This window comes from Okeania sp. SIO3B5 (genome assembly GCF_010692555.1).
Lineage (GTDB): Bacteria > Cyanobacteriota > Cyanobacteriia > Cyanobacteriales > Microcoleaceae > Okeania.
This window is the reverse complement of record NZ_JAAHHG010000061.1, coordinates 1-18,525: the sequence shown is the minus strand read 5'-3', so window position 1 is coordinate 18,525 and position 18,525 is coordinate 1. Positions and strand designations below refer to the sequence as shown.

17 protein-coding genes and 1 pseudogene are annotated in these 18,525 nt (G+C 37.0%); 12 read left to right on the top strand and 6 right to left on the bottom strand.

The window, feature by feature from the left end:
• Positions 1-1,807 (top strand): hypothetical protein (locus F6K54_RS11210; protein ID WP_366558104.1); only part of this gene is annotated, 1,807 nt, incomplete at its 5' end.
• 1,473 nt (positions 1,808-3,280) lie between these two features.
• Here F6K54_RS11210 and F6K54_RS11205 read toward each other — a convergent pair.
• Entirely contained in the window at positions 3,281-4,417 is a 1,137-nt protein-coding gene (locus F6K54_RS11205) for a hypothetical protein (RefSeq protein ID WP_293077437.1), read from the bottom strand.
• Positions 4,418-4,865: 448 nt separating this feature from the next.
• On the opposite strand from F6K54_RS11205, the gene pgl reads away from it, so the two are divergent.
• On the top strand, positions 4,866-5,573 hold the full coding sequence (pgl, locus tag F6K54_RS11200) for a 6-phosphogluconolactonase (RefSeq protein ID WP_293077435.1): 708 nt from the start codon (positions 4,866-4,868) through the stop codon (positions 5,571-5,573).
• 578 nt (positions 5,574-6,151) lie between these two features.
• Here pgl and F6K54_RS11195 read toward each other — a convergent pair.
• Positions 6,152-6,524, bottom strand: a pseudogene (locus F6K54_RS11195) (zinc ribbon domain-containing protein); the annotation flags it as partial.
• A 178-nt stretch (positions 6,525-6,702) separates the two neighbouring features.
• Between F6K54_RS11195 and F6K54_RS11190 the strand changes: the two are divergent.
• From F6K54_RS11190 to F6K54_RS11180, 3 genes are all read left to right on the top strand, one after another.
• Positions 6,703-7,509, top strand: coding sequence for an FHA domain-containing protein (locus F6K54_RS11190; RefSeq protein ID WP_293077433.1), 807 nt, complete (start codon positions 6,703-6,705; stop codon positions 7,507-7,509).
• A 928-nt stretch (positions 7,510-8,437) separates the two neighbouring features.
• A complete protein-coding gene (locus F6K54_RS11185) occupies positions 8,438-9,334 on the top strand; it encodes a PRC-barrel domain-containing protein (RefSeq protein WP_293077432.1) in 897 nt (298 codons plus the stop codon).
• A 483-nt stretch (positions 9,335-9,817) separates the two neighbouring features.
• The gene (locus F6K54_RS11180) at positions 9,818-10,219 is read left to right on the top strand and encodes an FHA domain-containing protein (RefSeq protein WP_293077430.1); all 402 of its coding nucleotides are present in this window, start codon (positions 9,818-9,820) and stop codon (positions 10,217-10,219) included.
• Between the two features lie 81 nt (positions 10,220-10,300).
• Here the strand turns inward: F6K54_RS11180 and F6K54_RS11175 are convergent, their stop codons facing one another.
• Positions 10,301-11,584 carry a DNA cytosine methyltransferase gene (locus F6K54_RS11175; RefSeq protein ID WP_293077428.1) on the bottom strand — a complete coding sequence of 428 codons (1,284 nt, stop codon included), beginning with the start codon at positions 11,582-11,584 and terminating at the stop codon, positions 10,301-10,303.
• Between the two features lie 399 nt (positions 11,585-11,983).
• On the opposite strand from F6K54_RS11175, the gene F6K54_RS11170 reads away from it, so the two are divergent.
• The 3 genes from F6K54_RS11170 to F6K54_RS11160 are packed head-to-tail and all read left to right on the top strand — an operon-like array spanning position 11,984 to position 13,104.
• Positions 11,984-12,364 carry a transposase gene (locus F6K54_RS11170; RefSeq protein WP_293077426.1) on the top strand — a complete coding sequence of 127 codons (381 nt, stop codon included), beginning with the start codon at positions 11,984-11,986 and terminating at the stop codon, positions 12,362-12,364.
• A 34-nt stretch (positions 12,365-12,398) separates the two neighbouring features.
• Complete coding sequence (locus F6K54_RS11165) at positions 12,399-12,971, top strand: transposase (protein ID WP_293077424.1); 573 nt, start codon at positions 12,399-12,401, stop codon at positions 12,969-12,971.
• Entirely contained in the window at positions 12,943-13,104 is a 162-nt protein-coding gene (locus tag F6K54_RS11160) for a hypothetical protein (protein ID WP_293077422.1), read from the top strand. Before F6K54_RS11165 ends, F6K54_RS11160 begins: the two co-directional genes overlap by 29 nt.
• A 294-nt stretch (positions 13,105-13,398) precedes the next feature.
• Here the strand turns inward: F6K54_RS11160 and F6K54_RS11155 are convergent, their stop codons facing one another.
• The 3 genes from F6K54_RS11155 to F6K54_RS11145 are packed head-to-tail and all read right to left on the bottom strand — an operon-like array spanning position 13,399 to position 14,199.
• Entirely contained in the window at positions 13,399-13,596 is a 198-nt protein-coding gene (locus F6K54_RS11155; protein ID WP_293077420.1) for a hypothetical protein, read from the bottom strand.
• Entirely contained in the window at positions 13,590-14,021 is a 432-nt protein-coding gene (locus F6K54_RS11150; protein WP_293077418.1) for a transposase family protein, read from the bottom strand. The genes F6K54_RS11155 and F6K54_RS11150 overlap by 7 nt, the downstream gene beginning before the upstream one ends.
• Positions 14,022-14,055: 34 nt before the next feature.
• Positions 14,056-14,199: a hypothetical protein gene (locus F6K54_RS11145; RefSeq protein WP_293077416.1), complete on the bottom strand. Its 144-nt coding sequence runs from the start codon at positions 14,197-14,199 to the stop codon at positions 14,056-14,058.
• Between the two features lie 190 nt (positions 14,200-14,389).
• On the opposite strand from F6K54_RS11145, the gene F6K54_RS11140 reads away from it, so the two are divergent.
• The 4 genes from F6K54_RS11140 to F6K54_RS11125 all read left to right on the top strand — a co-directional run bounded on the left by F6K54_RS11140 (position 14,390) and on the right by F6K54_RS11125 (position 18,356).
• Positions 14,390-15,160 carry a hypothetical protein gene (locus tag F6K54_RS11140; protein WP_293077414.1) on the top strand — a complete coding sequence of 257 codons (771 nt, stop codon included), beginning with the start codon at positions 14,390-14,392 and terminating at the stop codon, positions 15,158-15,160.
• A gap of 953 nt (positions 15,161-16,113) precedes the next feature.
• Positions 16,114-16,917 (top strand): hypothetical protein, encoded by an 804-nt coding sequence (locus F6K54_RS11135; RefSeq protein WP_293077412.1) that lies wholly within the window; start codon positions 16,114-16,116, stop codon positions 16,915-16,917.
• Positions 16,918-16,933: 16 nt separating this feature from the next.
• Positions 16,934-17,065: a hypothetical protein gene (locus F6K54_RS11130; protein WP_293077410.1), complete on the top strand. Its 132-nt coding sequence runs from the start codon at positions 16,934-16,936 to the stop codon at positions 17,063-17,065.
• Positions 17,066-17,450: 385 nt separating this feature from the next.
• A complete protein-coding gene (locus F6K54_RS11125) occupies positions 17,451-18,356 on the top strand; it encodes a hypothetical protein (protein ID WP_293077408.1) in 906 nt (301 codons plus the stop codon).
• The last annotated feature ends 169 nt before the right edge of the window (positions 18,357-18,525 follow it).

Below are 18,525 nucleotides of genomic sequence, written 5' to 3'. Positions count from 1 at the left end.
AAATATGTCAAATACTTTAATATCCAAATTAAAAATTAGTAGATTTTTATCAATTTTACATAAAAATTTGATAAGTCGAAGCTGGATATTCTGGTTTGGTTTAAGTTTAGCTATTGTCTTAATTTATGGTTTTGAATCTCTCAAAGTATCCTTCCAAAGTCAATATTTAATCCAAGATGATGCACGACAACATATATTTTGGATGCGTCGTTTTTTAGATTCGGAATTATTTCCTCAAGATTTCATTGCTGACTATTTTCAATCAGTAGCTCCGTGGGGATATAAAACTTTTTATTGGCTCATCGCATCTTTAGGTATCGACCCCATTTTTTTAGGTAAATTATTACCAATATTTCTCGGATTAATTTCGACAATTTACTGTTTTGGAATAAGTTTACAAATTCTACCAATTCCTGCTGTAGGTTTTTTTAGTTCATTGATTTTAAATCAAACTTTATGGATGGAAGATGACTTAGTTTCTGCTACTCCTAGAGCATTTTTCTATCCACTTTTTTTAGCATTCTTATATTACTTACTCCAAAATTCTTTCTTTCCTGTATTAGTAGCGATCGCTCTCCAAGCAGTTTTTTATCCTCACACTGTTTTACTATCAGTAACTATCTTAACTATTAGACTATTTTCCTATCATAAAAAACGGTTAAAATTTACTTCAATCCGATTAAATTATTGGCTATGGTTAGGAGCAATCATAACTGCTGCAATTATACTTTTACCATACAAGTTTTCTGCTACGGAATTTGGGTCAATTATTACTGCTGCAGAAGCTAAATTACAACCAATTTTTAATCATCTTGATGGTAACTATGGCAGAGCATTCTTTTTTCACGAAAATCCTTTGATTTTTTGGCTAATAGGACCGAGGAGTGGCATATTATTCTTAGGATTTTTACCTCCTCTAGCGATCGCCTCATTATTCTTACCTTTTGTACTGGGAAAAAGTCAAAAATTTCCTCTAGTCAAACAAGTTTCTTCGAAGCTAGAAATATTAGTTCAAATTTTACTAGCATCTATTGGATTATTTTTCTTCGCTCATGCTTTTTTGTTTCAGCTTCATTTTCCCAACAGATATGTTTATCATAGTATGCGAGTAATGATACCAATAGCTGCTGGTATTGCTTTAACAATATGGTTAGATAGTTATTTGAATCAAATTATTTCTCAGCTAAAAAATGGCTTAACTTTTCCACAAAGAATATATTTTAGCTGCACAGTTTTACTATTAGCGATATTAAGTATCATTCCTTTTTCCCAAGACCTAACTATAGATAATCAGTTCTATATTAAAGGCAAAGAAATAGAACTATATGAATATTTACTAGCACAACCGAAAGATATATTAATTGCCTCCATATCTAAAGAATCAGATAATCTTCCTACTTTTGCCCAACGTTCTACTTTAGTCGCCCAGGAATATAGTTTGCCTTACCATACAGAATATTATGCTCAGTTTAGTCAAAGAGCAAAAGATTTAATTCAGGCTCAATATACTTCTAACCCAGAAGAGGTTAATAACTTTATTCAGAAGTATGGAATAGATTTTTGGTTACTCGATAAAACAGCTTATAACCCTAGATATGTAGCTGATAAAGAATTAATTCGTCAATATGATTTAGCAGAGACAATTATTTATCAACTAGAGCAAAATATGATTCCTGCCTTATCCGTTACTATTGAAAATTGCACTGTTTTAACAAGTAAAAAAATAGTCTTATTACCAACATCATGTATTCAAAATGAGTTGATGAAATTCATTCAAATTTCAGAAGAGGCAATTATTAATTATTAATTATTAATTATTAATTATTAAACAACATCATGTATTCAAAATGAGTTGAGGAAATTTATTCAAATTTCAGAAGAGGCAATTATTAATTATTAATTATTAATTATTAATTATTGAACAACATCATGTATTCAAAATGAGTTGATGAAATTTACTCAAATTTCAGGAGAGGCAATTATTAATTATTAATTATTAATTATTGAACAACATCATGTATTCAAAATGAGTTGAGGAAATTTACTCAAATTTCAGAAGAGGCAATTATTAATTATTAATTATTAATTATTAATTATTAATTATTGAACAACATCATGTATTCAAAATGAGTTGAGGAAATTCACTCAAATTTCAGAAGAGGCAATTATTAATTATTAATTATTAATTATTAATTATTGAACAACATCATGTATTCAAAATGAGTTGATGAAATTCACTCAAATTTCAGAAGAGGCAATTATTAATTATTAATTATTAATTATTGAACAACATCATGTATTCAAAATGAGTTGAGGAAATTCACTCAAATTAAGTAAGCATTCAGCAGTCAGCTATCAGCTATCAGCTATTAGTTTATTATCTTATACCAATTATCAAAAACTTTGCTATACTTGGATTTTCTATTTATAAATACTATTTATTGCCTTAATTTGATTGTTAACTAACCTATGTGATTTTTCCAGTTATTTTTACCACCTTCCAAACGTAGCATTACTTTTGAGAAATGGTATTAGAGGATATCTGAAAAGTTGTTTAATACTGAATTTTGCCCCCCGAGCAAGCCAATTCTGGGGGGAACAAGAATCAATGGTAAAAGTCCCCCAATTTTGGGGGATTTAGGGGGCGCGTGATGTAGCAAATGAGACTTCTCAGACAACCTCTTAGAAGGAGAGAAGGAGGGAGAATTCAAAGTTATGCTTGCATAGCATTCCAAAACAGAAAGGATATTTCAACTCTTCCAAAGGCCATCCAGCTGATAAGAAAGGAACCGGGAATTTTTACCCAGAGCTGCTAAAAGCTGATAGCTAGTTAGGGTTTGCTGAAAAAGTCTTATGGGTGAGGGTAGGAGACAACCCACCCCTCGCCCCTCCCCCTCCCAACCCACCCCTAGCCCCTCCCAGGAGGGGAGGGGAAGACAGGAGGCAGGAGACAGGAGAAATGGGAATTATAGAGGAGATCGTAGTAAGAATCGTCCCTAGATTTTTCTACCCAATTCTTGAGCAAAATCCGCTCTTTTTTGAACCATTACCACCTAAAACTTCGCACTTTTTGATACTTAAAAAGACACTTACCTTTATCTGTAAAGACTTTTAGATTTAATCAGCAAGCCCTAGTTAAAAAGGGTGCATCTCATATTTGCAAAAATATTTTTTTCTTCTTCCCTGTTCCCTGTTCCCTGTTCCCTGTTCCCTGTTCCCTGTTCCCTGTTCCCTAAAAGCGATAAGTTTTTGGCTTTATTCACGCATTGAGATGCACCCGTTAAAAAGGATTATTCCAACGTTCGCCATATCCACGATTAAAATTATTATTACGTCTAGAAAAAGGGTTATTAGAAGGATTTAATGGTACGTTTTGGTTTACCTGATTAGGATTAACTCCATAGTTATATTGCTGTTGCTGATTTTGCGGATATCCTTGATTACCATAATAGTTAGGAACTCTTCCATTGTTAACTCCATTTATCCCATTTTGATTATTAACTAAATTATTAGGTACTCTTGGCAATGGGGGTAAATTTGGATTAGTAGGTTGCCCTTGAAGAGAATAATTATATCCTGGTAAATTTCTGGGATTGTTGTTTTGATTTGCCGTACCTGATAAATCTGTATAATAAGGTTTTGGTTGATTAATATTTATCGGTGGTAAAGGTGAATTTAAATTATTGTTTTGTGGAGATTGATAACTGTTGGATGTTGCAATTCCAGGAACAGGAAAAGGAGAAGGTGTAATATCTCTAGGTTTTATCTCAGTGGGATAGAGGTTAAAATTATTTTTTTGAGACTGAGAATTTGAGGGTGCTTGAGATTGATTTTGAGAGCGCAGGTAATCATCTAAAGCATTCTGTAGGGGATTTGCAGGTTTTTCCTTTTTCTCTTCCTGATTGTTTTCGTCTAATATATTAAGACTACGTAAAATAGGAGAGCTTAATAATAGAGAATTGTCTAATTGATTTTGAGTAGGAAGATTCTGAATTTTTGTTTTAGGTTGAGGGAGCGTTAATTTTTCTTGAGGTTTTGTAGCGTTTTTTTGTGGAGCTAATTCATTTTTACTTTCTTCTTTTAGCTCATTTGGTAAAATTTGCTGAGGAACTCCTAAAGAATTAAATTGATAATTTTCAGAATCTTTTAAATCTTCTATTAAAACTGAAGGACTATCAATATCGCTAATAATAGAGATTTCTTCAGGAGATAAATTTTCGGTGATAGTATTTCCACTTGTTACTGAATTATCATCATCTTCAAGAGCCAACCATTCTGGATGAACTGTTAATTCCCAAGCAAATAATAGCACTAAAGAAGCGACACCAATTGGCCCCCAAACTAAGGGTTTCGTCAGATGACTAAATCTGGCTCGAAAGTAGCGTATGGAATTGGGTAATTTTTTGGGAGTAGACATAGGTTTTGTTTTTTTATTAATGGTTTTTCCCTGGCATTAATCTCGTCATAACTAGAAAATTTTATTTGTGAGAAATACACTAGAATTTTTTCAGATATTAGGATTTTTTTTAGGCCAATATAATATTTCGAGCCAATAATAACTTTAGTTTATTGCCTAATAATCAAACTAAAAATCTGGAAAAGTTGTATCAAGTCAGCAACAATAAACAGAGCTACTATTATTTATTTATCGCTCAAAAACTTTTTTTCCAAATCATTAATTACTAAACTTATACCACCTAAATTTTCCCATCATAAATACCTTAAGCAAATACTAATATTATTTGACGTAACGAGATAAACTGACTTCTGAATCAAAATCGCTGTAGCATGACTTTGATACCCAAATTTATCAAAGAATTGTTATTTGGGTAAGTATATTTTAGCACAACACAAATAAACGTCAAATGAACAAACAGGTTAAATTACTACAAAGTAAAGAAGAGTTAATCGAGCAAGCCTTAGAAATTTGCTTGGCTAAAATGCAAGAGGCCATTTCACAGCGAGGCCAATGTACTATAGCTTTAGCAGGTGGTAATACTCCAAGACCACTTTATGAGTTCATAGCAACTCAAAATCTACCTTGGGATAAAATTCATGTCTTCTGGGGCGATGAACGCTATGTAAATCCTGACCACTCAGATAGTAACCAAAAAATGGCTAGGCAAGCTTGGTTAGACCGAGTGCCCATACCACCAACAAATATTCATGCTATGCCTACAGGAGCTGGAAACCCTGAAGCTGATGCCTCAAGCCATGATGCTCATTTGCGAGAATTTTTTCAGGTATCACCAGGAGATTTTCCTAGTTTTGATTTGATTTTACTGGGAATGGGCGGTGATGCCCATACAGCTTCCTTATTTCCCCATACAGATGCTTTACAAATCAGCGATCGCCTCGTTACTGTAGGCAATAAAGATGGCCAACCGCGATTAACTTTTACAGTTCCACTAATTAATCAGGCTCGTTGCATTATATTTCTAGTTGCTGGTGCAGATAAGCAAGCTGCATTGGATCGAGTATTTGCAGAAAATGGGGATGAAATGAAATATCCTAGTCGCCTGATTCAGTCTAAAGGAGAACTACATTGGTTACTAACTGGTGTTAATATTTAAGTAGTGATTAACCTCAAAAAAATCTGTAAGAACAAAAAATTTCAGCCCTGCATTGGTTAAGTGTTAGGCTAAGGCAAGAACAGTATTGACATCCTCCCTCGTTAAATCCCTTGATTATAACGAGGGATTCCCAAACCTTACGATTTAGGTTTACTGCTTGAGTGGCACTTATCTAGATTGTTTCCAACCCCCAACAGTATTCCTATACAGTCAATTTGTTGAACCACGGTCTTTCAACAATTAATAATTATTAATTATTAATTATTAATTATTAATTACCTCTTCTGGAAAAGAAGAGGATTGACTAATAATGAAAATTTTTATTTATTATCCCCTTAAAAGGGGAGGCTTTAAACCACAATTTTTCGGTAAAGGCAGCATTGACATCCTCCCCGGCTGTTAGGCACGGGGATTCCTACTGAGCCATAGCTCCTCGGCGGGTTGACGCTTTGCTTCGCATAGCTGTCGCTAACACAGGGTGCTGCTTCCTTGGCGGTAGTCTAATGCTTCCCTCCACGTCCGCGCACGAGTTTCCGAGTGCCCCCCGGCAACTAATAAGACTATAGCATATATTCAATTCACTTACAAATAAAATAAAAAGTCGCCCTACAAGGGCGAGGCTTTAAACCCAATTTTTCGGTAACACCTCGATGACAAATCACTTTTGCTGCTGCCACATCACGGTTGACTTCGTAGCGACATTCAGAGAATTTATATTAGCGCTCAGAGAAATCTTTTTTAACTGTATGCGCTCCACAATTCGGACAAATTTGACTCCTATATATTTAGTCAATCTTGCCCAAATAAACCCCTCGTTTCCAGCATACCCAAGGCAAGATATTGAAAAACTGACCGAACCCTGCATCTAAAAGTATTTTTACCTAACATTTCTTTGGCCCAGGTTCTCAAGTCCAGGTCTTCCACAAATATAATTCCTGCTGAGTCACATAAAGGACTTATCTTATTGGGTAGGTCTCAACTTAGAATCCCTTTGGCAACAGCCAGAGGAATATCAAATTAGCTATACAATACAATAGAATTAGGATTACTATAGAATCTGAAAGTTAAAAATAAGTATGATTTTTATGTCGGTGTTTCGATCGTATGGCCGATAACGAGGAGTAGATCAATGATTGTCTGTCCGAATTGCAATCATCAGAATCCTGATGGAGCAACACAATGTGAAGCTTGCTACACTCCCTTACCTGTAACTATGAGTTGTCCTAACTGTGGGGCAACAGTTCAAGTTGATGCTGCCTTTTGTGGTCAATGTGGCTTTGATTTGAAAGCTAGTGCTGGTACAGATGAAGGTCAAGTTTTATCTCAAACCGATCCAGCAGTGATGCCAACCATAGTATCACCAGTATCTGGTACGGATGCAGGTATGCCTTCAGAAGATATACCTGACTTATATTCACCAGATCCATTAGTGACTCCAGAACCTATAGTAGTTTCTGGTACGCCAAACTTAGAAAAATCTAGCAATATTAATACTCCAGTTCCTACTGAGGAACCTCCACAAACTATTAATGCTATTAATACTCCTGTAGTAACTTCTCCATCTCCTACGGTCGGAAATCCAACTCCGGCCAAGACCCAGTTACAAAAACAGTCTGCCAAGTTACTTCATATTAGAACAGATACACATATTGAATTACCAGTAAATTTATCTGTAATTCACATAGGTAAGCCTAACGACCGAGTACCGCCAGATATTGATGTTTCCGGATTTCCTGATTCTGAGGTGGTTTCTCGTAGTCATGCTGATATTAGAGTAGAAGCAGATAGTTATTATATTGAAGATATAGGTAGTTCTAATGGTACTTATGTCAATAATACTTCTTTGACAAGAGGAAATCGACATAAATTGAGACCAGGCGATCGGATATCTTTGGGCAAAGGAGACTTAGTTTCGTTCCTATTTCAAATTTCTTAGCTCAATTTCTAGATTTTAGGGTCATTAAAATCGTCAGCTTAAGGTCTTCCTAACTATAGGAAGACACAAAGCTAGGTAACTTGACATACTCCCGACGTTGCGCTAACGCGACATGACGAACGCGGGATTCTTCAGTCAGAAAAAAAAGCTGACTGCTGTTTATACAGAGGTGATGTCCTCCCCCTGTGTTTAGAACAATTAAAATCTATTTATTTGTAATTGTCAATAGCTATAAATGTATATACTACAATATAATATGCATGCTACAAAAAGAAAATCCCCGATGAACAACACAGATAACGCCCGGCTTTCCCATACGGCGCTCCCCTCCGGGAGAGCGCGGGACTTCCCGCCGGGGGAGTTAAAATTTTAATTATCAAAATTAGTAGCCGGAGGGTATTTGGAGACAAAAAAACGGACGCGGAGGCAAGCGTAAGACTACCGTCAAGGTAGCAGCAGCCTGTGTTAGCGCAGCTTTGTGCCAGCAAAACGTCAACCCGCCGAGGAGCTTCGAATTGGTAGGAATATCCGCGCCTGCCTCTTTCAGAGGAGCTTTCCTATCGGAATGCTGCGCAAACGCTAACAGGCCGGAGAGAATGTTAAATTCCGTATTCCTTGTTGCTTAAAAATCTAGGATATCTCACAACTAAAATAAGATTGCTATAGTAATTAATTTATATTTATTTATTTATTTATTGAATTTATATTTATTTGATTTAATATTTTCGACCAAAAATCATGTGATTTATTTCTTAATATCATGTCCGGTAGCATTGTTTGTGCATAAAACTAAGTTTCAATTTAAAGAAACCCTTCTGCCTTCTGCCTTCCTTCCTCCAAAGTGTAACTATTTAACCGGACATGATATAACTTCCTTCTTAGAATTTTTCAATAAATTTATCAAAATCATATTTTAGGAGTAAAATTTATGAATAAAATACCAGAAATAATGAAACATAGTCAACTGTTGAAGAGGTTAGTACTTGACCAAAAAACAGTTGAAGACCGGGGTAGAATAGAGAAATTGTGCCTTGATACTCAATCTCATCAAGTCATAGGTTTTATATGTAAGTCTGGTATTTTTGGTAAGCAGAAAAAAGTTTTTGCTTGGGAACAAGTTGAGACCATTGGCACTGATGCTACTTTAGTTAATGGGAACTCAACACAAGAGAGTTTAGATAAATTCAATAATACTGTAAATATAATTGGAAATGAAGTATGGACTGATACAGGAAATAAGGTAGGTTTAATTGTAGAATACCTGATTGACATTAAAACAGGTGCAGTAGTTAATTATTTGTTTAAATCTAATGGGTGGCGAGGTGTTTTTAATAGTATTTATTTATTGCCACCAGAAGCAGTTTCTAGTGCCGGGAATAAACGGGTAATAGTAGTCAATAGTTCTATAGAAGATCCTCAATGTTATACTGAAGGGGTTACTCAAAAAATAGGTCTGGTTCAAGATTTTTTACAAGAAGATTTAGTGAGAACTAGAGAACATATTAATGTCGCACAACGTGAAGCCAAAAAATTACTTGTAGGTTTTCAAGAAACTGCTAAAGTTGTTAAAGAACAAGCTCAAGAAAAAGCACAAGAAGTTACAGAGCAAGCTAAACAAAAAGTAGAAGAATTTCAAAGTAAATCTACAGAAAAAAAGTCCAGAAAAAGTAAGCGAACTTCAAATGATTTTTCTACCAAAATTCAAGAAGTCACAGCAGAAGCTAAGGAAAAAATTGATGGGGTAAAGTCGCAATGGGGAAAAAAATTTAATATTTCAAAAGATGATCGAGAAAAAAGTAAAGATGATTTACAAATACACCCTTAAAGAAGGCAGAAGGCAGCTATGCTGGAGGCAGAAGGAAAAATTGCTTATGGATAGTCAACGACTGGCCACTCCGTGTCTACAAACCCCAAATAATTTTCAGCACCCTCATTGACCAAAAAATAAGGTCTCCTGCCCCTTTCAAGGGGATGAAAAAGTGGTCGTTTTGCTGGCGCATAACTACGTTAACGGCTGTCGCCGACATGAAAAGCGGAGCTTCCCGTAGGGTGGGATGGGGAGGAAACCTCGCCATATCCCATCGACTAAGAGAAAATCAAGTTCAATATTTCAAACCTCTGACTTTCCTAGATCATGCTGCGCAAACAGGCAGACAGAGGTACTGATAACTGTTAACGAAGTTCCTCCGATAGGAGGCTAACTGATAACTGATAACTGAAATGACGCTGTGGGGTATTAAGCCCGCTACAGATAAAGATAATTTTAATATAGTCAAATAAATTAGTACAAGTGATTACTTTAGCTTTATTGCATCCAACCCAATTAGTTCCAATTCAACATTGGAGCTTTAAATCAAAATCATTAATTCACATAGGTAGAGCAAGTGATAATGATGTAATAATTTATAGTGCAGTAGTTTCTCGCCATCATGCAGAATTATGGAAAAATTCATCTGGTTGGATAATGATCAATTTTGGTGCTAATGGTATTTATGTAGATGATGAGCCAATTATTCAGACATCAGTGGTAGACAATATGATTATTAGGCTGGGCATTTCAGGGCCAAAATTACAAATTTATACTAAGGAATTAGCTTCTAAGTTTGCAAAGCAAATAGATGGGTTATCTAGGAAAGAAATAGATACAGTAAATGTTTTTAATCATAATGAATATATAGATGAGGATTTTACACAAACAGATTTTGATTAATTTGTAATATTGCTATACATATAGTAATGCTAAATTATTTGTGATAATTTTATTGCTTCGGTGTTTTTCATTCCCTATTCCCTATTCCCTATTCCCTTGATTTTTTTTCCTACTTCTTGGTGCAATAATATGTCGATCTACCTGATATTTTTTAGCAGCCATAGACATATTAAACTCTAAATTTTCCCATTTTTCTAACTTGGTTTTTTTTCCTCTAGGTTGAAGTGGTTTAATATTTAAAACATGAATAATTTCTTGAGCTACTGCTTTTGCTAATAGAGGTGGAACTGAATTACCAACTTGTCTAAAACCATGCCATTTTGTCACATGAAATCTGAACCAGTCAGGGTATGAATGTAATCTTGCTGCTTCCCTAACTGTAATACATCTGGGTGTAAATGGGTGTATTGGTCTTGGAGAAGTATATGCACCTTTACTACTTGGTGTTCCAGCCCTGAGTGTGTTACAAATACCATCAGGATTAAGTCTATAAAAATGGCTTACTGATTCAGTTTTTCCCGGTGCTGTAGCATTAAATCTTTCTCTTGATTTTTCTGTATGTTTTGTGCGTAAACTAGAGGTTAATATTGTTTGATCGTATTCACGTTTATAAGAATAATCATTATCAAAACGTTCAAAATCACGCAATTTTCTAGCATATTTGCTTGGTTTGCCATAATCATTTTCTACTTTTATCCAATCTCTTTCTAATAATTCTGAATAATTTTCAACTTCCGGTAAATCTCCTATTGCATCCTTAACAGTTATCAATTTTTCTGATTTTTTATCGGTAGAGATATTTGTAATTGCTAGAGGATAATTTGGTAGGATTAAACCTTTTTTACATCCCATTAAAAATAATCTTTCCCGATTTTGCGGTACGCCATAATTAACAGCATTTAAAATTTGGTAAGGTTGCTGAACTTGATAGCCATTTTTATCGAATTTATCAATGACTTCCTCAAGAAAAGATTTGTGCTTTCCTACAGTTAATCCTTTCACATTTTCTATGACAAAATACTTAGGTTTTAACTCTAAAACTAATCGAACAAAATGAGATATAAGTGTATTGCGTGGGTCATCTAAAGTGCGTTTTCCAATCAGAGAAAAACCTTGGCAAGGAGGACCACCAAAAATCACATCAATTTCTTTATCTTTAATATCTGATAATTGTCTAATCTCATCTCCAGTAATATCAACTATACTACTACACAATATTGGCCAAAAAGGAAAATTGAATTGATGAGTGGCACAGTGAATGGGGTCTAATTCTACAGAAACAAGTACATCAAATCCTGCTTGTTCAAAGCCCAGAGTCATACCTCCTGCACCTGCAAATAAATCTATACCTATTGGTCGTTGCATATCAATTTAATAAATGTTTGCTACAAATAGCTAGGGAATTTTTTAGGAGTCAGGAGTTAGAAGTTAGAAGTCACAAGTCACAAGTCAGAATGAATAATTTTGATAGCATTTTCAATTTTATACTTATCTACTGTCTATTAGATAAAAAGTAAGCCTTTTTTTTCTTCCACATAGTTTAGCTTTAGTTTCTGCAATAACAAAAATTCCTCCTTTGAAATATTCTCCAATCCAAGTGAGGGTGATTAACTGTTAAACTTAAACCGTAGAAAATAATTGTAAAATGCATAACAATGTTGTAATATCAAAAAGGTAAGAGAGAGTGTGGATTTAGGCAATGAATGATTTTGACCATTATAGTAGTCATTGGTGGGCACAACAAAATTTAAGAGTTAGTGGGTAATGAGAGTCGTTGACAGACATATAATTAGACGAACACATAAGTATTGGCGGGTGTGTGATGAGTTAGCTTTTAAGTCAAAAAACCTGTACAACTTGGCTAACTATTATTGTCGTCAGCAATTTTTCACGACTGGTAGTAGTCTTGATTTAACCAAGCTCTACCACTTGACAAAAAATAGTGATGCTTATAGAGCCTTGCCAACTAAAGTTTCAAAACAAATCATTAAATGTTTAACCGCATCATGGCGTGGATATTTTCAAGCTATAAAAGAATGGTCAAAACATCCAGAAAAATTTTTAGGTAAACCAAAAATACCAAAGTATAAGGACAAAACCAAAGGTCGATCGGGTAGTTATATATTCAAAGGAATCAGTCTATAAAGCCCCTCTGAAAGAGGGTATTTGTCACTTATCTATGAGTGAGATCAAAATACCTGTAGTTGTGGATACTGTAGTTGAAGTCAGAGTAGTACCTGCTACAGGCTGCTATGTAATTGAAGTTGTGTATGAAAAAACGAGGAGGCCACAAATACAGTCAACATATTTAGTAGGAATAGATTTAGGGATTGATAGATTAGTTGCTCTAGCTACAAACAAGCCTGGTGTGAAACCATTGCTGGTTAATGGGAAGCCACTAAAAAGTGTCAATCAACTGTATAATAAGCGTAAAGCCAAGTACCAAAGCCATCTCAAAGGGAACATAAAAACCAGCCGTAAGATTAAAGCATTGAGTTATCATAGAAATCGTTTTGTGGAGAATTACCTGCATAACACCAGCAAGTTAGTTGTCAATTATTTAGTGAGTAATCAGATTGGTACTGTAATCATAGGCCAAAATTATAACTGGAAACAAGGAACAAATATAGGCAAAAAAAACAACCAAAATTTCACTCAAATACCTCATTCTCAGCTAGTAAAACAGATAACTTATAAGTGTATGTTAGCAGGAATTAAAGTGATTGAAACAGCAAGATTGTTACACCAGTAAAACTTCTGCACTTGACCTGGAATTGCCCTGTAAGCATGAATTGTATGTGGGAAAACGAGTAAAACGTGGTTTGTTTAGAAGTTCAACAGGTAAAGCGATCAATGCTGACGTGAATGGCAGTATTCAGATATAAGACAAGAAATTCCCAGAGGCATTTAGTGCCGAGGGAATAGTGAGCTGCGCCGAGAGCGCCAGTATTGGTTAATCCAATATCAAGATAAAAGCTGTTTCATTAGACTTGTCGCGAAATAAAACCTTAAAGTGAAATGGAAAATCCTGGCTTTTCACTGATTAAACTATGCTGCCATCAGGTAAAAATTCCAGAGTCCAGCAGCAGTGAACATGAAGCGATCGTCGCGCATCTTTGATGTGATTTCGATACAATCCTCTGGCTGCATTATATCTCTTTACACCAGATATTGTATGTTCACATTTGACGCGATACAGAGTAACGCAACGCTCCGCGAACGCTACTTTTTTCTCTATTGAGATGTTTTTGTTCCTCAGTTAATTCCTTTCCTTTAGGTTTTTTCGTGGGAATTTTGATGTTGACAAATTCCTTCTGTAATCCCTGGAAACCCAAATCTACATGAATTTTCACTTCATCAGGCACAAAATCTACCAATTTTTCGCGCGTCCAACTGCCGAATGCCCATGAACCTTGCCCTCTCTTGCTTTCGATAGAACGAGAACTCTTTTGTCTTGGTCTGTCACAATCAGATGTTTACGAGTATGGCACTTTTTTTTACCTGAGTAATGATTTTTCTGCTTTTGGTGGTCTTTGGGACGCTGTATTGGCCGCTCTGTACCATCAATCATCACTTCTTTGGCAGACGGAAACCTGGTAATAAAGTCTTCAATGCTCTGTAACTTACGTTCTGGTAAGGCCATTTTTTTCCCTAAAGCACTCTCTAGTAATAGCTGTAGTCTTAACATCCAATGGTGTGCTCTACTGCGGTGTAAATCAAACAACACTCCTGCTACATCAAAGGTAGGGTAGCACTTAAAGTAAAACAAGATAAAAAATAACTTGTATGAAGCCTGTAGCAATCGTGCTTTTCTCCCTCCTCCTACAGTTCGGAGTCTAGGTTTTTGACAAAAGAGCGATCGCTTCCAACTCAAGTTGGACACAAAAAGCTTGTAATAATTCATCGAATGCCTTACGGTTTAGTCCAGTCAATGCCCTTAATAAGCGGTCTTCTTTTAGCACCCGATTGATATCTAACATTGTCCCATCTCAAACACCCTACTAACTCTATACTTTACCTTATAAAGCGACAAGTCTATTTTTCTACAGTTTTTTTCGTACGGTAATATAGGTATAGAAGTTGAACAAAATGAACTATGAATTCAAAACAACAACTGCTGCACTTCCTGCCTAATCTAGAACTGACAAGCTTTGAGTTACTACTTTAACTATGGGTATCATCTATATCGGCGATCGCGAAACAGGTAAAACTTCTCTTGCTCTGGAACTAGCTAATCCCAGTAGTAATAATTGTGTTAAAGTTCTCTCCCCTCCCTACAGCAAACTAAAAGGTATGCTGTACATTGATGAAGAAGGGAGAACTCGTGCTACAAGTGCTGAGAAAGCTACCTATAACGAGACTCTAGAAATAGAAGTTATTGTTTCTACTAGGCGTAAAACAATCTACACGGACTGGATAGATACCCCTGGAGAAATATGGCGAGCAAGTTGGCAAAAAAATAATCCCGACAAATGGGCCAATTTTCTTGAGGCTGCTCGTAGTAGTCAAGGAGTTATTCTAGTTGTCCCTCCCTATCGGGAAATTATCCGTCAAGATATGGGAATCAACTCTGATGACTTTATTACTCAACAGCAGTGGGTGCGACGGTTTGATAGCTGGGTTGATTTCTTCCGTTATCAGTGTCCCAATGTTAAACATATTGCTTTGTGTCTGAATAAAGCGGACTTACTCCAAAGTATTGACCTGAAACAGGAAGCCCAAAAATTGGCCTATCATCCCCACAGCTCCCGTATGAACTGGAATCAACGCAATGACTATATCTTCAAGCGATTTTTCCGTCCCGCTCGCTCCCATATTTTTCAACTAAATCAACATACTTCTGGTTTAACCGTAAGGTGTTTCATCACTAGCATCTATAACCGTGAGCTTCTTGAGCTACCCTGGATTTATCTAGGAATTTACCTTAAAAGTGACATTTGACTAGGGTTTGCGTATGGAAAGTCTTTTTGCTGGGGTAGGAGACAACCCACCCCTAACCCCTCCCAGGAGGCTATGCTTTACCCACATATTTCTTAACATAAAACTTGACAAAACTGACAAATTATGGGTAAGTCTTAGTTCGGCTTTTTTGGGAGAAAAATGTATGAAAAAGCACATTTATCTGTAAAATTTTAAGTATTTTTACTTAGCCGCTATGATTTTTTCTCCGTGTCTCCCCCTCTCCGTGTCTCCCCGTCCGCACAAGGGTTTCAGGAGTTATGGGTAAGGGATAGCCCAGGAGGGAGGGCTGTTTCATTCTCAATAGACACGGGGACGCACCAGACACACCAGACACGGGGATGGAGGCTTTTAAGCGGTGTTGAACCAGATATCCTCTCAGAGTTTAACTACACCTATTGGCGCTCAAAATCGGCAAATTTTAGTAAATTTCAGTGTTCCTCTATCCCCATTACTCCCATTCTCCCTAAATCGTTAATATACTATACTTTGAAACAGCCCTGCTCCCAGGAGGGGAAGACAGCTATACTGGAGACAGGAGGAACGGGGAATGAGCGAGGAAGTTAGGAGCTAAGTTTTGTCCCTGAATTTTTCTGCCCAACTATGCGCCTAAAATACTAACTTTTTGAGCATTTTAGACGTGATATCAGGTACTTTTTCAAAGCCCCAAAAAGGCTAAAATCTTTATATGTCAATGCTTTTAGATTTAATCAGCAAGCCCTAACTATAGTAAAAACTTATGGGAAATATTTGTATCATCAGACCCCGAGCTTCAGGCGTAGGTTGGGCTGAGGAACCGAAACCCAACAATAGTAAGGTTTTGTTGGGTTTTACTCCGTTCAACCCAACCTACATTTTTAAGCGTGTAGGTCTACTACTACCTACTTCCTCTTTTCTGAAAATGTCTAATACCTAGTTAAATATAGTAAAAACTTATGGGAAATATTTGTATCATCGGACCGCGAGCTTCAGGAAAAACCACCTATCTTGCTGGACTTAGCTACTATTCTGATTATGGAGGTTCTAATAGTAAATATACGGTTTCACCTCTAAACGATGAGTCTCGCGAACTAAAGCAGCAAGCAAAAGATACCATTTTGAATGGATTATCTCTTGATGGGACTGGTAATTATGTTCACACCGTAGATGACCTGATCTACTACTCCTTTAAAATTGAAGTAAAAGGCGGACTCTTTCAACCCAAAAGTGTCATTCTACTCAACGTTCGGGACTATCCTGGTGAGGTATTTGAGAATATTCTCTACGCCAGCGGAGCAGATAATATTCACGAAGAGTTTATCAACGAATGTTTAATCTCAGATGTTGACGGTTGTTTATTGCTGTTTACTGAATGGGAAAGTAGCAAAGACGATTTTTACAGTCAACTTATGAGTCGTTTTCTAGAAATAATGGATGAACACAGTCGTCTCCATAACTATCGTCTTGCTGTAGTGATGAGTAAATGCGAGCGGGGAGAAATTTGGCCAGGACGTATTGACCCTGAAACTGACTTATTCGGTGTTTATTTGAAGAAAACTCTTAAAGTTCTCAAACAACGCATTCCCAAACAAAATTTAGGATTTTTTGCCCTGTCAACCTTCGGTGTTTTAGGACGTTATGACCCGCGACCAAACCGTGATGATGCTTTCGGTAGTGGGGGACGAGCTTCGACTTTACGGGCGCCAGATACCTGGAAACCTTATAATCTTATTGAACCCCTTTGTTGGTTAAATAAGTAGTGGCGTGGATGGGGAGATGGGGAGATGGGGAGATGGGGAGATGGGGAGATGGGGAAATGGGGAGATGGGGAGATGGGGGGATGGGGAGATGAGGGGATGGGGAGATGAGGGGATGGGGAGATGGGGAGATGAGGGGATGGGGAGATGAGGGGATGGGGAGATGGGGAGATGGGGGGATGGGGAGCCTAAAAATGTAGGTTGGGTTGAACGGCAGTGAAACCCAACAAAACCTTACTACTGTTGGGTTTATCCTAACGGATAAGCTCCGCTTTTCATGTCGCGCAGCGTTAGCGGAGCTTTGCGTCAGCAAAACGTCTCTCAACCCAACCTACACTTATTGCACAGTTTTAGCTGTGTCAGTCTACTAGAAACAAAAATAACTTCTGACTTCTGATGACTTCTGTTGGGTTTATCCTACGGATAAGCTCCGCTAACGTCCCTCAACCCAACCTACACTTATTGCTAGAGGTACTGATAACTGATAACTGATAACTGATAACTGAAATGACCTGAAAACTGCTGTAAAAAAATAAATGGTATTATTTGGTAAACAAAAAAAATTAAACTCTAGTTCTGCACCAAAAGCTCTAGGCAATGATTCGGTATTGCGTATTATTGGCGATCGCGGTTCGGGAAAAACAGCTTATCTGGCCTCTTTAGCTTACTGGCCTAATGCTAGTCCGGAGAGTCCAGTCAAAAGTATTACGCCTATTGGTGAGGAAGCACAAGAACTTATAAACCAAGCACGAGATATCCTGGAACAGGGATTACAACTTGAACCAACTGACCTGAATGCTGACATCAATGAAGTAAAGGATTATAACCTCAGCATTACTTTAAAAGACCGCTTTTCTTGGTTGCAGGGTTCAAGTAAGTTAGCTCAACTCAATATCAGTTGCAAAGACTACGCAGGGGAATTTTTCTCTGACCTCCTCTATAAAAAAGGAGACCAGAAGCTAGAAGATTATCTCGGAGATTGCTGTTTGGCAAGAGGGTTACTAATGCTGGTTGATGGCACAAGTCATCGCAAGGATAACGAGTTTGCTATGGGAATGGAGAAGTTGTTGATGGAAATAGAGCGTTCAGATATGGAGACAAACCATCGACGTATTGCGTTGGTGTTGAGTAAATGCGAACAGTCAGAATTATGGGTTAATCGACATCGACCGAAAAAAGTGGCATCAAGATTTCCGAAGTTGTCTGCCCAACTAGAAACTTGGTCTCAATCTAGTGCAGGTACGGTAGAATATTTTACAACCTCGGCATTCGGAGTTTTAGGGCAACAATACCCAGAACCAAACTCCATGCGATTGAAAAGATCGCGACATGGAACGACTTCGGTAATCAAAAAGCCGACACTTTGGCGGCCGTTTGGTTTGGTATCTCCGATTTACTGGCTTTGTACTGGAAAACGCCACTCGGAACTTGACCGAGATTAGTGGACTGTTTCATCTAAAATGGTGCATTAGGGAGTAGGGGAGTGGGGGAGTGGGGGAGTAGGGGAGTAGGGAGTAGGGGAGTAGGGAGTAGGGGAGTAGGGAGTAGGGGAGTAGGGGAGTAAGGAGTAGGGGAGATAAAGACACCTACTGGACTTACGCATACTTCACC